Raw genomic sequence first — 13672 nt, forward strand, 5'->3', positions numbered from 1 at the left:
ATGGCCTTTGGTGATGATGTTCACTGCATTTTTGCTGAACCGACTCATTCCCCTTGCATGTTGCTCGGTGTTCATACGGGGTTGCATGATGAGATTGAGGTTCAAGATCTTGGTATCGATAACTTAACAGCTGCGGATGGTTTGGCGGTGGGTCGAGCATCTGGATTTGTCGGTCGCGCGATGGAGCGTTTGCTTGATGGTTATTACACATTAACCGACGAACGCATGTATCAATTGTTAAGCGAACTGAACCAAGCAGAGAGCATTCAACTTGAGCCTTCAGCGCTAGCGGGTATGCCGGGTGCGATTCATGTTGAGCAAAATAGTGAGTATCTGGAAAGGTTAGGCATCGATAATTCTACGTTAGCCAATGCCACTCATCTTGTTTGGGCGACAGGTGGAGGCATGGTGCCACCACAAGAAATGGCAGCTTACTTAGCGAAGTCGTCGGTTTAGCCTTAAAGCGTTTATCGTCTAATTGTTTGTAAATATCCGTTGTTACAAATACAAGCGGTCAAAAAATAAGTCATGATAGAAGAGTGTTGTTTATAGCTTGAACACACTCTTTCTCACCTATAAATCCCACCGTAATTCAAACAATAACTTGCGCAGATCGTTATCCAAAACACACATTTTATAAATTAAGCTTCTTAGATGTTCTAATTATCAGTTAGGTTGAGTGGCATTCAACTTGATAGGGATTGAACAATGCAAACGGATAAAGTGATGCAGACAAGACACATAAACACACCAGATAAATTGCTACAGCGTTTAGATGCGATTGGGGAGTCTTTGGAAGCATCGGGTAAGGCTCATGCTTTGCTGGGATTGGGCTCAGTAGGCATTGAAACCGAGCGACTTGATCAGTATTCAGATGTCGATTTTTTCGCGATAGTGCAAACAGGGCACAAGCAGTATTTCTTAGACAGTTTGCATTGGCTATCTGATATTCACCCAATCGACTACGCAGTGAGAAATACCGTCGATGGCTATAAAGTTCTGTACGCTGACGGAATCTTTTGCGAATTTGCGGTGTTTGAACCCCACGAGTTAGCGCATATCCCATTTGCTGAAGGGCGCATTGTTTGGCAAAAACCTGAATTTGATACGCAGTGTTGTGTTCCACCAGCAAAAGGCGAGGCACACGCAAACGCCCAAGAGTGGATCATTGGTGAGGCACTAACCAATCTTTATGTGGGTATGTCTCGTTATAACCGAGGCGAAAAGCTGTCGGGTAGTAGGTTCGTTCAATCTTACGCACTCGATCGTTTGATTGATCTTGTGGATCAAACTGAACAGTCTGAGCCTGAATTCGTTGATGAATTTATGTCGGATAGAAGGCTAGAAGCACGCTTTCCTAAGTTTGCCCAATTGCTACCAACCTTTACCCAAGGCTATGAGCGCACCGCTGAATCGGCACTTGCTCAACTAGCATTCCTCAACACCCACTTCACAGTCAACCAAGCTATGTGTGACCGAATCACTGAACTGTGTTCCAGTAAAGATTAAGCCTATAACCTGTTAATCTTAAAACCTATTTTCTTGGTGCGCGTAAATAACAGTTGTCGCTCGTCTGTATTGTTGATAGGTTTTAACCATGAAATTTAATTCTGCTTCAACTTCAATTTTCTTTTGGTGGTGCTCTTAACAGAGCAGCACGGAATACTCACATTCTTTAGCTGCTGGACGGTAGCTAAGAATGTCATCAAAAATGTCGCCTCTTTTTATCTCCAGTAGCCTTTCTAACTTGGAGATACACCATGAATACTAACTCAAACAGCCATATCGACAGCAACAGGTATACCAACAAGCCTGAAATCATTCTGACTGGCGATAGAGCAACTGGGCCTTTGCATTTGGGTCATTACGTCGGTTCACTTAAACAAAGAGTTTCTTTGCAGCATATTCACGACCAAACGATATTGGTTGCCGACATGCAAGGGCTTACCGACAACGCCCATAATCCTTCGAAGGTTTCGTCCAATATTCTTAATGTGGTCGCTGATTATCTTGCGGTGGGTATCGACCCGACCAAGACCACGATTTGTCTGCAATCAAAGCTACCGGTGTTAGCTGAGCTCACAATGTTCTACAGTAATCTTGTTTCTATCGCTCGCTTGGAACGTAATCCAACGGTCAAAAGCGAAATTCAGAACAAAGAGTTTGGACGTTCAATTCCAGCAGGCTTCCTCACTTATCCCATCTCACAGGCGGCAGACATCACCGCTTTCAACGCGACTTTAGTGCCTGTCGGTGATGATCAACTGCCGATGTTAGAACAAACCAATGAGATTGTAAGAAAGGTTAATTCGCTCGCTGGCAAACCAATCTTGAATGAATGCAGACCGCTTCTCAGCAATGCATCTCGCCTCCCTAGTACCGATGGTAAAAGTAAAATGTCTAAATCGATGGGTAACGCCATTAATCTTGGTGCGACAGAGAAAGAGATCAGAGCTGCAGTCAAATCCATGTATACCGATCCAAATCATCTACGAATTGAAGACCCAGGCAAGGTAGAAGGGAATATCGTGTTCACTTACCTTGATGCTTTTCACACAGACACTAACTATGTCAGTCAACTAAAAGAGCATTACCAAAGAGGTGGGCTAGGCGATGGACAAACTAAGAAAGTGTTGGAAGAGTGCCTGCAAGAGATGCTTCGTCCTATTCGTGAAAGAAGATCAGAGTTACTGGATGATAAAGCGCAACTCATCGAAATTTTACGCAATGGCACCCAAGTCTCTAGGGAAAGAACGCAAAAAGTATTGTTCGATGTAAAAAACGTCTTTGGTCTGAATATTATCTAGCACTGGTTGTATCTGTGACGGGCCAAACGACGGGAGAGTGAAAGGGCGATCTGGATGCGAATATTTCAGAAGGAAGCTTTATTATCAACGAGCCAGTATTGTCTGAATTTATTGGTAAATTAAAGCCGACTGAGTCAATCAATTTCAATTTCAATTTGTAGATGGCGAGAATGTTTGGATGTTCAAGGTAGGTGATGATAGTTTAGTTTCCTACACGCTCAGTAAGCGCGAAGACTAACTTAAGTAATTCCAACCTACATGTCTGTTATGATTTATGTGGGTTGTAGAATGACATTGTTCATCTAACTATGCCTAGTCACCGCTAATAAGCCCTTATCACTCTTAGTTACAGGAAGGTAATGATGGAAATCAGTCAGCTGGATCATTTGGTATTAACCGTGAGTGATTTGCAAGTTACAGTCGACTTTTACCAACGGGTGCTTGGAATGAAGCCCATCGAATTTGGTGAGGGCAGGTTGGCGTTGTCATTTGGGACACAAAAGATCAATTTACACCTCAGTGGCAGCGAGTTCGAGCCAAAGGCAAGGCGTGTTCAGGTCGGTAGTGCAGACCTGTGCTTTGTTACCAATACACCAATTGCTGAAGTTGTCGAACATATCCAAGCGCAAGGTGTCGTGATAGAAGAAGGGCCCGTACCACGAACCGGTGCAATAGGAAAAATTGTCTCTGTTTATGTTCGAGATCCTGATGGCAACCTGATTGAGCTCTCGAATTATTAGTCTTATGCACTAAACCCGTACGCTTTTGTTTACTCTTCAAGAATGCGACTTTTCGTGTTTACTCAGCTTATCACTGGATGTCGTCAGCCAAATAAAATACAATCGAACAATGTTTTATTAATTCGTGCTTTATCATTATGATGAGAAACATACTCATATTCATCGTTAGCCTGTTCTTCTTAACAGCCTGTTCTTCAACGAGTAATCATCAGCTAGACGACGAGATATTGAGCAACGAAGACGCGATGTCGAAAAGTGTAGAGGGAGAGAGTAATCTCGAGACTTCAAAGGATACAAACGCTGAGACCAGCGTTGATTCTTCCCATGGTTCAATCGTTAATCATCAACCAGTTACTAACCTTGATTCAAATAAAGACACGATAAATCACGCTAATGCAGAGCCAGAATCAGTGCAGCCTTCTCAAGTAGCAGCGACAGAAACAACTGAAAGCGATGCTAAGAGTGGGAGTGAAAAAGGAATCGGAAGCTATTTTATTCGTCATAACCAACCGACTAAGACCGTGATTAAATCACTAGAGGGCGTGACAGATGCATTGAACGTCATGACGTTTGGGATATTTGCCACCGGTAATGGTTAAATCGTTAACCTAGAACACCAACCTAATAGATAGAATGAGACGTGAAGGCGAGCCAAGTGGTTCGCCTTTTTTGATCTTCTAAATCTGGCCATCGTTCTTCCTAAGAATCGTGTTCATTTGTCTGAGCGCTGAGTCAGGCGATGGTTAACGAAAATAGGAAATTATTAGTTCTGGAAGGGAGTCGCCGAATTTACCCTGTTTGACTTGTTATATGCATCAAGGGTTCTAATACTCATCCTAAAGTACGCAATGAAATCTAATCTTACAAAGACAAGTCTTATATTCACTTACGAGCATAGTAAGATGTTTGCTGTTAAGTCGGTTTAGGTTTAGTTATCAATATTCTAGGGAAGAAAAATGAAGAATAAGAGTGTGTTTTTAAGTGTCGCGATGGTGATTTTATCTACTCATGCAAATGCATCAGACGCGAACCATGAGTCTGTATCAGATGGTGTTATCGCAGAACAAAGAGCGAAGCTTTCTGAAAATACCCAAGGACAAGGTTTTGGACCGCAAGCTCCACGAGATTTGGGTTCATTAGAAGGTACAAATACTAGACTGTTTTCGGATGCCCCTGATTCAACAGCGATGAACTTATGTAATATTCACTTCCATAAAAATGCTGAGCATAAAGGCGGCGAGTTTACTCAATATGCTGGTAACGGTGATGGTAAGGGATTCCAGAGTGGCTTTAAATACACAGGAAAACTGAGTTCTGCTGAGCTGAAACCATTTGAGGGCAAGGTTTGTCCGAGCGAGCATGGTTCTTTGCATTCGGGTGACACAATTGAAGTTCACTATGTTTATTCAACGGCGCAAGTTGAACCGGGTGAAACATTGGGCGCTTGTTTTAACGACGCGATTACCAACCCGCAACTGCGTGTAGAAACCCAAGTTTACGTATTAGTGAATGATGACAAAGCACTCGACTTTGAAGCGCTCGCTAAACATTCAAAAGTGAACGGCTTACACCAAGCACCAAACATCCCACAAGATACGGGCTCAGCGATTCAATACGCAGGCTCTACAACGGGTCCTGGTTATAATGAGCAAGGTTCACCTTTCCAAGTAACATGGAGCGTTCGTCCACAAGTAGCGAAAGTAAACATCGCGACAGTGGGGAGCTGGTGTGAAGGCAATGACTTTAACGAAGACCACGCCCACGGTGTGAGAAACTTGGTGGTTAACCCTGAGCTGTTATCACCTATTCGTAATGACTAAACGATTCTGACCAATAAAATGATCAAGGCGAGCCAATAGGTTCGCCTTTTTGTTTGGCTCAGTATTTTATGGGTGACATGCCCTTTATGTATTGGGTAAACGCCTAGCTATATCCTTTCTCTTTCTTTACTGCTTCTTCGGTTCCAATCCGTGTTTGCTATAGGCGTGTTCTCTGGTCTCATGCGCTCGTACTTATATATATTTGGATGAGTTTCGTCCGTCATATCGAATTGTTGGTATTTAAAAATCGTCCATATAATGAGCCCATCTTAAAGAAACAAACCAACTTACTTAGATAAATAGAGGTCATTATGAACACTTCAACACTTACTACTAAAGCACAATTTGAAAACGGCACAATGTTTGAAACTGGCGAGGAAATGCTTTACGTCCTGCAGCTTAACGGCAGCTGGTATGAAATGGGCAAGCAGTACGGAAACTTGTCAAAAGAGCACATGCAAGCGATGTACGACGTTATCGTTCAGCCTGAATTTGATAAAGGGCTAATCAGCCAAAAAGAAGCATATGAATTGTTTGGCACTCGCGTTTTCGCAGCACTTTCTTTACGTCGCAAGCAATACTTCCAAGGTGTAGCAGATGGTCTAGGCTGGCCACTGGAAAAAGTCATCGTGCTAGACCAAAGCGGTCCAATGGCGATTTACCTTGGAAAGCTACACTCATTCTCTGGTTGTTCTTCATTAGCGACTTGGGGCGAAAGCACGGTCGATGGTCATTCGGTTGTTGGTCGTAATATGGACTGGAGTGATCTGTTCCTAGACTTCCCAATCTATACAACGGTTTATAACCCAACAGATGGTTCAAATGCATTAGTGAATGTGAGCTGGCCGGGTTGGCAGTGGATGGTTACTGGTTTTAACGACAAGGGTGTGTATACCGATCTGCATGACGGTACATCAATGGGCGGCAATATTGTATCGGTTGAGAAGCCATCTTTCTTAAACTCAGTGGTCGATTACATGGCGGAATCTGATTCGATCGAAGCTCTTAGCTCACGCTTCCAAGCGTCACGTACTGATATTGCTTCAATCTGGATGTTAGCGGATAAAAGCGGTCAGGCTTGTGCTTACGAGAACACAATCCAAGAAAACAGAAAACGCGTCAGCGATAAAGACGCTAGCTCGTTTGCGACGGTTAATACGTTCTTAAACCCAGATTGGGGTTTGGGTATCCGTGAAACTCAAAGCTTTTCACTAAAACGTTTTGATAACTTAAATGCACGCCATGATGACCTGTGCGGTCACATTGATGCTGAGGCAATGCGTAACATCTTTGACTTACCACTGTATAACGAAGATGGCAGCTTCAAAGAAAATGGTGGTGTGACTAAGCCAACTAATCAAGATGTGGATCTAACTAACTACCAAGTCGTAGCTGACTTAAATGAGCTGCAAATGTGGGTGAAACTTCCTGCGCTTGGCAGCGACACCAACTGGGCTCATATTGATGTGAAGTCTTTGTTTAACAACAAGTAACGTTATCACTCAGTGAGTAGGGCTAATGTGTTTGTATAAGCACATAGCCTTCCTCTTTTTGTAGGCTCACCTCGTAAACCGGCCTCAATAAAACGTCATCAATCGCTTATCAAACTCCTCGTCGGACTTTAATAGACGAATCCGATCATTGCATGGAAGCTTAACCAGCAGGCGTAAACTCTGCCATTAAACCAAAGTGCAAAAATGATTAAATCTAAATTGTTTCATTCTGTCTCGCTAATCGGCGCTCTTTTTTCTTCCGTTTCTTATGGCTCATTTTTCGATGCTGTGGACGACCAATTCGATATGGGTCACCACATTGCAGAAAACGCTGTGGGCTTCTTACCCGTACCGGTTTTGATTACCGAACCTGCCGTTGGTTATGGCGGGGGGCTGGTCGGCGTATTCATGCATGAAACTGACGAACAGAAACAGCAAAGAAAACAAGCGGCACTCAATGCTATCGATGGAGGCGCACAGCTTGTTCCTGGTGCGATAACAGTATTAGGGGCAGCGGGTACAGAAAACGGGTCGTGGTTTGCTTTTGTTGGGCATCGTCACACATGGTTGAACGATACCATTCGTTACACGGGTGGTGTAGGGACCGGGCAAATGAATCTTAGTATCTATAAAGATTTGTCACTAGAGCTCCCAAATAACAAGTCTACGGACATCCAACCTTTAGAGTTTTCAACTGAGACTCGTGGTGTTGTTTTGCAGCAAGGAGTCCAATTTCGAGTGGCTGATACGCCTCTTATGTTGGGCGTTAAACAGTTCGTTTCTTATACCGAGATAACTTCTGACAGTCAGATCGTTGATAAGTTGATGGAGTACATCTTAGGTCAAACCATCGTGACTTCGGGTTTAGGATTGACTGCAGATTACGATACGCGCAATAACTTATTTTACCCAACCAGTGGCTATCAATTTTCAGCTGATTACATGGTTTACGATGAAAAGTTAGGCAGTGATCAAGCATACAGAAAGTTAGATGTCGAAGGGGAAGTCTATGTCCCATTGGCAACACAATGGACGCTGGCTTTTGCGGCCAATTATCAAAACTTTCAATCAGATGAATTGTTTCTTTCGCCAACCACTCAACCGTATATCCAATTGAGAGGCGTGTCTTCGTATCGATATCAAGGGGATGAGATTACCACTCTCCAATCACAAGTTGTTTTCGACATTGATGATCGTTGGAATGTGTCTGGGTTTTATGGATACGGTCAGGCGAGAGAAGAAGCAGAACTTAGCCAAGACCAAACAGTAGGGGCTTATGGTGTCGGGTTTCGATATCAGATAGCTCGCCGATATGGGTTACGAATTGGTATGGACTTGGCTCGAAGCGACGACGAAAACGCTTTCTATATTAGCTTAGGGAGTGGTTTTTAAATATTCAAAATACCAGTCTAAGTCTAAGACTCTTTTTACTAACGGCTAATAACGGTTATTAACAGCAGCTTCCATTTTAGTGATGGGTTTGGTCCATCATACATGATTCAAGGGATGGGAAAATAGACCGTAAAATGTAGCCATACCAAAGAAGCTTCATTCTGATATCGAAGGTTTGATGGTCGTTATGATTTGGTGAACAGGAGGGTTCACTCATTAAATTTAATCTGCCTTATCTATGGCTTTAGGTATTTGGTGGAAGTATTTGGCACTCAAATAATGAAAATATTTAATCTGTTCAGCTTTAGAACCCTCGTTTTGTTCGCAACCCCGTTTTTTTGGTGGGCTTCGTTTTCAGCGCTATCAGCTGAATCGAAAGCTGATCATCCTGGTAAAGAGATTTTCAAACGTTATTCGCTCAGTGAAGACATTCCTAAGTTGGCCATGAGTTCTCTCATGCAAGGCGAACACTTGGTTGAATATGCGACTCGCAAAATTGTAATTGGAGACAACGTTCGTGAATCAAAAGTCTTCTTAGTGAAGAACACCGATACCAAAGGCAACATTGATCTGCGAATTAAATACAATCCCGATGACCTTGATGAACAAGAGCAAGTCATCGATGAAATTGAAGCATTTGTCAGAACCGAATATCGACTGAGGCATTACGCTGAGAGCTACGATCCGTATTCAGTTAAAGCTAAGGATCATGGCAATGGCCGTGTCGATATCTTCTTTGAGTACTCAAAGTATGCATTACCGCAGGATATTTCGTACTTCCGTCATTTAAGCGTGAAAGTTGAACTCGTTAATGGGCAGCCACAGACGATGAGTATCTATAACGATCAGCCGTTTAAATTCAATGGATACCAAATAGAGAGTTACTTACAACGACTTGATTTTAAAAGACTCGAGTCAGGAAAGCTTATTATCGACAGTAAGCACATCGAAGTTGAAGGTAAAAAGCGCGATAAGCCAGTGCGTATGAACACGATGATTCGTCCAATTGCTATTTATGATGACCAAAATGAGGTGACAGTCTTAGACCACAAAATGCTTGAGCAAGTATCGGATCCGCGAATGAGAGAAGAGAGTGTTGTGCTAGACCGAGTGTTTCCTTTGATGGGCGATATGGTTCGCCGCCAAGGAATCGATTTGCCATTGCCTTTTGGTGTGTCTGTCGCGTACAGGAACCAGAACATGGACATCCCATTCACTGATTTCGTGATTCAAGGTGTGGGCTTGAATGATCTTTTCGACCCTTACGCTAGCATCGGAGCTGTTAATGCTGAAAGTTTAACGCTTAGAGCTGATCTCAATATATTACCGTTTTGGAATGTTTATGGTTTGGTTGGAAAAATCAACGTCGATGCTCAAGTTGATGCGGAATACACTGGTGAGGCGGGTGAGTTTCTCCGAGATAAATTAAACAACAAACTACCACACCTTGGGGATGCATTTTGTAGTGAGTTGTCGGCACTTTGCCAAACGGGTCGTGTGAAAATTCCGTTGAGTTTGGAGTATGACGTCGTGGGCTTAGGGACAACTTTGTCCGTGGGATATAAAGAATTTTTTGCTTCTGTATCGGGCAGTTATACAAAAACGCGTTTAAAAGACACTGACAATTGGGGAGATGGCATTGTGACTGTTCAGCCAATGCTTGGCTATCAACTTGTTGATTATCGTACTCAGCTATTTGTTGGTGCTGAGTACCAAGGTTTGGATTCAAGAATGGCAGGGCATGTGGTTGCGGGTGACTTGGAATTTGATTATGACATTGGTGTGAGCTTATCTCAGTGGGCGTATTTGGTGGGTGTGAATAAACAATTAGGTAAGAACTACAATTTGACCTTTCTTTATAACAAAGGTGAAACGCGAGATTCGATGACGGTCAATTTTGGCTATCGATTTTAAGCATGAGATGTGAGTGTTTGTGGAGAGGGTTTCATCCGTCATAGGAGATTAACTGGATGTGTTTTTATGACATAAACTCGTTTCATTAACCCAACACTGATAACTGAATACCGACTAAATAACGATTCAATGGAAAGTATAACGCGCAGGGAGTTCGCATTGTGAAGCAATAAACATAACCAAATGCAGGCTCAACCATGACTTTTAAATTACCAGCAGCTAAACGAAATCAGCGTTCTCATTTTAATAATAAAACGTTACTTACTCTCGGCATTACCTCACTTCTTATCGGGTGTGGTTCAGACAAAAGTTCAGACTCAGGAACCACGCCAGAGCAACCACAACTGATGCCGCAGCCTGCGAAAATAATCACCGCGAATGTTGGCAACGCGACGCTAAAGGCATTGCAAGAATCCGTTTTGATTCAAGACACTCAAGGCGAAGAGAGCTTGGTTGATATTGAAGCTTTTAAAGGCGTTCAATTTGGCCATGCAAATCGCTTTGCCCATAGTGAACTGACCTATTTAGAGAACACGATTGATGCAACCGAGTTTGGTGACGCATGCCCACAGTTAAAGGCAACAGCTCAATCGCAGTCTGAAGATTGTCTCAACTTGAACCTATGGCGCCCAGAGGGAACACAAAGCGGGGATGGTTTACCTGTCTATCTGTTTATACACGGTGGAGACTTTGAGTACGGCTCGGGGTCTGCCAAGCTTATTCATGGAGACACGATTGTGGCTCAAGGATCGGCAGAGACTAACTCGTTCATTTTCATTACATTGAATTACCGACTGGGCGTACTGGGAAGTCATTGGGTTAAAGGTGAAAACAACAGTGGTAACTTCGGCATTGGTGACCAACAAACTGCGCTAGAGTGGGTAAACCAACACATAGAAGCATTTGGTGGAGATGCTCAGAATGTCACGTTGATGGGGCAAGGATCAGGCGCGATGTCTGTATCGATATTGCAGCAGCAAGCAGAGAAAGAAGGGCAGGCTAATGACTATTTTCAACGTAGTATCATGCAAAGTAATCCGTATGGTTTTGAATACCGAAGTTACGATGTTGCGAAGAGCCAAGACGACGAGCTAGAGCTTGTTGACGCATCTTTGGAAGAAGTATTGCGCACACAAGAGTCGTTATTGTCACCGACAACTCGTATCAAAGATTGGCTACTTAAAAGTATTCTGCCATTAGTAAATGAATATTCACCAATATCATTAGGTAAGGCAGACCATACACCCATGGGGACATTAATGCCTTTCTCACCTTATTTGGCGTGTGAAAAGACATCTCTACTCGGGGCGTGCAGTCAAAATGCAGCACAACCGTATCAGTCCGATTTTATCGTTCCAACGGTAATCGGCGTTAACGCAAAAGACTCGAACACGATGAGTATGTTGCCAACTCTGACGTTTCTTATTCCTAAAATACTCGATTTGGTGTTGGAACAATCACCAGAGCTGCTAAGTGGTAACGCCACCTCTCAAGACTGGATTAATGCGATTCAAAACTGGGTGCAAAGTGATGAGGCATCAATAGATATTGATTCGCTATTTGCATCGGCAGATGGCGAAGCCACCATACAACTTGAACTGGAAGATCTGCTTGCCGTGTTGCCTAAATCGGCTTACGAAGCGGTGAGTCAATTGTATTTTGGACTTGAAAATCGAAACAGTACAAGCGAGCTACTGTCGCTTAGCGACTTTTATCCAAATGACGAAAGTGAGCTCGATAATGCAATGCGAAATATGGGGCAGTTCAAAATGATGATGAACGACATGCTCTTTAGTGGCCCATCACGTATTAAAGCAAAGCAATCGCAACAACCCGTCACGTTTTACCTGTTTGACTACAAACCGAGCTTCAATGTTTGGGCTTACAATACCAAGGGCGAAGAGCGAAGCGTCGATATTTCAGATGCATTAAAAACCGTCTCTTGTATTAGTGGTGCGTGTAATGGCTCAGAGCTGCCATTTGTGTTCAACAAGCCGTTTAAATTGGATGGTGAAGAAGTATCGCCGTCGAAGAAAGACAAAGCACTGATGAGCAAGTTGTCACGAATTTGGTTCAGTGCTGCGCTGTTTAGTGATTACCAATATAGCGAAGCGACCGACAGTGTTATGTCGATAGATAATGAAGGCAGTATCCACCTAGAATTAGACTGGGATAATTACTTCCAGCAAGGTGTCGACCCGGTATTGCGAAATGGACGATTAGATGGCCTAGAAGACCTTAATCTCATCGCCAATTATCTCTAACTACTTAACTATCTATCTAATCAACTAACCAATCAAAAAAAGTGATCCATTAGGATCACTTTTTTTGTTTGTATCATAAGCAAGTGTGCATCAATGCCATGCTTACTTTAGCGCTTTTAATTCAATGGGTTCTGCAGTGCAATAAAGCGTTCGACGTAGGCATCTGTCGCTGTCATGATCGACTTTTTCACTTCCATGATCTGTTTTGAATGTGGATTCCATAGCGCAAACGAGAATTTCATTCCCATCTTCAGTTGGTCTAACTCCAGTGTTTCCAAGCTTTCAGTTACATAGGGTGATTCTGACAACACCTTCGGTAGCCACGCCCAACCGAGCTCGTCTTGAACCAACTTTATAACCAAGGCAAGTTGATCAACTTCTTCGTGTATCGCTGATACTAAGAGCTTCTCTTTGAGGCCTTCATCTTTAAACGCACTCAAAACGAACTGACGTGTGCTGCGTAAAGCGGTTAATGCTTCTGTTGGCGAAAGCTGGGAGAGTTTGCCTCCTTTTTTCACAAACGGCAAAAACTCGATATGGCCAATAAAGGTCGAGTCCTTACTGTACATACCTTTGCCTTTGTCGATCATCACCAAGCCAAAGTGAATATCACCACTTGCTAAGCCTTGTTCAATTTGGCTCTTTGTTCTCACCAGAAAGTTAACCTTCATGTTTGGAAAGTCTTGGTCGAGTTGGGCTCGTATGGAAGAGAGCAGGCGATGTGGAGTCATACTTGGATAGGCAAAGTTGATGCTTTCCAGTCCACCGTAAGAGAGGCTTAGCGCGATATTATCGAAGATACGAGATTGCTCTATCGCAGACTTAGCGTAGTGATAAAGAAGCTTACCATCTTCAGTCGGTTCTACTGTGCGACCTATGCGCTCAAATAGCTCAACAGCTAGCACGTCTTCAAGGTTATTGATGACTTGGCCAGTGGTTGTACGGTGTTTGTTTAATCGGGCAGCAGCCTTGCTGAATGAACGCTCTTCGTAAACGGTCACAAAGGCGAGTAACTGTTCAATACTAAAATTCATACGTTGTACTCAATTGTTAGTCCATTAAGTATAACGTATCAGATATTCGTAGGATTAGGTAATTCATATGCCCAACTATGATGTGCGTCGTAGTTGGGCAGAATAGGTATTGGGGGGAGGGGGGAGCGCAGCGGTACAGGAGTTTGTTATTGATAGGGTGCGATTTCGATATCAATCATTTGATAACCCGTATCGGCAACGTTTGTCG

At 43.2% G+C, this 13672-nt stretch carries 11 protein-coding genes and 1 pseudogene; 11 read left to right on the forward strand and 1 reads right to left on the reverse strand.

The features are described from left to right. From IQQ51_RS26595 to IQQ51_RS03320, 11 genes and pseudogenes are all read left to right on the forward strand, one after another. Positions 1–456, forward strand: a 456-nt coding sequence (locus tag IQQ51_RS26595) for a pyridoxal-phosphate dependent enzyme (protein WP_228012659.1), incomplete at its 5' end; no start/stop codon positions are given. Between the two features lie 252 nt (positions 457–708). Then, positions 709–1509 carry a hypothetical protein gene (locus tag IQQ51_RS03280; protein ID WP_193840357.1) on the forward strand — a complete coding sequence of 267 codons (801 nt, stop codon included), beginning with the start codon at positions 709–711 and terminating at the stop codon, positions 1507–1509. Between the two features lie 251 nt (positions 1510–1760). Beyond that, the gene (gene trpS, locus IQQ51_RS03285) at positions 1761–2807 is read left to right on the forward strand and encodes a tryptophan--tRNA ligase (RefSeq protein WP_193840358.1); all 1047 of its coding nucleotides are present in this window, start codon (positions 1761–1763) and stop codon (positions 2805–2807) included. Positions 2808–2854: 47 nt separating this feature from the next. Next, positions 2855–3045, forward strand: a pseudogene (locus IQQ51_RS26600) (hypothetical protein); the annotation flags it as partial. Between the two features lie 124 nt (positions 3046–3169). Beyond that, complete coding sequence (locus tag IQQ51_RS03290) at positions 3170–3547, forward strand: VOC family protein (protein ID WP_193840473.1); 378 nt, start codon at positions 3170–3172, stop codon at positions 3545–3547. 137 nt (positions 3548–3684) lie between these two features. Continuing rightward, positions 3685–4146 carry a hypothetical protein gene (locus IQQ51_RS03295; protein WP_193840359.1) on the forward strand — a complete coding sequence of 154 codons (462 nt, stop codon included), beginning with the start codon at positions 3685–3687 and terminating at the stop codon, positions 4144–4146. A 357-nt stretch (positions 4147–4503) separates the two neighbouring features. Then, positions 4504–5367, forward strand: coding sequence for a delta-class carbonic anhydrase (locus IQQ51_RS03300; RefSeq protein WP_193840360.1), 864 nt, complete (start codon positions 4504–4506; stop codon positions 5365–5367). Between the two features lie 311 nt (positions 5368–5678). Continuing rightward, the gene (locus tag IQQ51_RS03305) at positions 5679–6860 is read left to right on the forward strand and encodes a C45 family autoproteolytic acyltransferase/hydolase (protein ID WP_048612558.1); all 1182 of its coding nucleotides are present in this window, start codon (positions 5679–5681) and stop codon (positions 6858–6860) included. Positions 6861–7064: 204 nt separating this feature from the next. Beyond that, positions 7065–8252, forward strand: a complete 1188-nt coding sequence (locus IQQ51_RS03310; RefSeq protein WP_193840361.1) for a BamA/TamA family outer membrane protein — start codon at positions 7065–7067, stop codon at positions 8250–8252. Between the two features lie 279 nt (positions 8253–8531). Continuing rightward, the gene (locus IQQ51_RS03315; RefSeq protein ID WP_193840362.1) at positions 8532–10166 is read left to right on the forward strand and encodes a hypothetical protein; all 1635 of its coding nucleotides are present in this window, start codon (positions 8532–8534) and stop codon (positions 10164–10166) included. Positions 10167–10363: 197 nt separating this feature from the next. Next, positions 10364–12430 (forward strand): carboxylesterase family protein, encoded by a 2067-nt coding sequence (locus tag IQQ51_RS03320; RefSeq protein ID WP_193840363.1) that lies wholly within the window; start codon positions 10364–10366, stop codon positions 12428–12430. A gap of 116 nt (positions 12431–12546) precedes the next feature. Here IQQ51_RS03320 and IQQ51_RS03325 read toward each other — a convergent pair whose 3' ends face one another. After that, positions 12547–13464, reverse strand: coding sequence for a LysR family transcriptional regulator (locus tag IQQ51_RS03325; protein WP_048612554.1), 918 nt, complete (start codon positions 13462–13464; stop codon positions 12547–12549). Positions 13465–13672 lie beyond the last annotated feature (208 nt).

The sequence above is a fragment of the Vibrio sp. OPT18 genome (assembly GCF_015163615.1).
In the GTDB taxonomy this organism is placed as follows: Bacteria; Pseudomonadota; Gammaproteobacteria; order Enterobacterales; family Vibrionaceae; genus Vibrio; species Vibrio coralliirubri.

Coding starts and splice junctions, on each gene's coding strand:
- IQQ51_RS03325 (WP_048612554.1), bottom strand. CDS start 13,464: ATGAATTTTAGTATTGAACAGTTACTCGCCTTTGTGACCGTTTACGAA.
- IQQ51_RS03315 (WP_193840362.1), top strand. CDS start 8,532: ATGAAAATATTTAATCTGTTCAGCTTTAGAACCCTCGTTTTGTTCGCA.
- IQQ51_RS03320 (WP_193840363.1), top strand. CDS start 10,364: ATGACTTTTAAATTACCAGCAGCTAAACGAAATCAGCGTTCTCATTTT.
- IQQ51_RS03305 (WP_048612558.1), top strand. CDS start 5,679: ATGAACACTTCAACACTTACTACTAAAGCACAATTTGAAAACGGCACA.
- IQQ51_RS03300 (WP_193840360.1), top strand. CDS start 4,504: ATGAAGAATAAGAGTGTGTTTTTAAGTGTCGCGATGGTGATTTTATCT.
- IQQ51_RS03310 (WP_193840361.1), top strand. CDS start 7,065: ATGATTAAATCTAAATTGTTTCATTCTGTCTCGCTAATCGGCGCTCTT.
- IQQ51_RS03290 (WP_193840473.1), top strand. CDS start 3,170: ATGGAAATCAGTCAGCTGGATCATTTGGTATTAACCGTGAGTGATTTG.
- IQQ51_RS03280 (WP_193840357.1), top strand. CDS start 709: ATGCAAACGGATAAAGTGATGCAGACAAGACACATAAACACACCAGAT.
- trpS (WP_193840358.1), top strand. CDS start 1,761: ATGAATACTAACTCAAACAGCCATATCGACAGCAACAGGTATACCAAC.
- IQQ51_RS03295 (WP_193840359.1), top strand. CDS start 3,685: ATGATGAGAAACATACTCATATTCATCGTTAGCCTGTTCTTCTTAACA.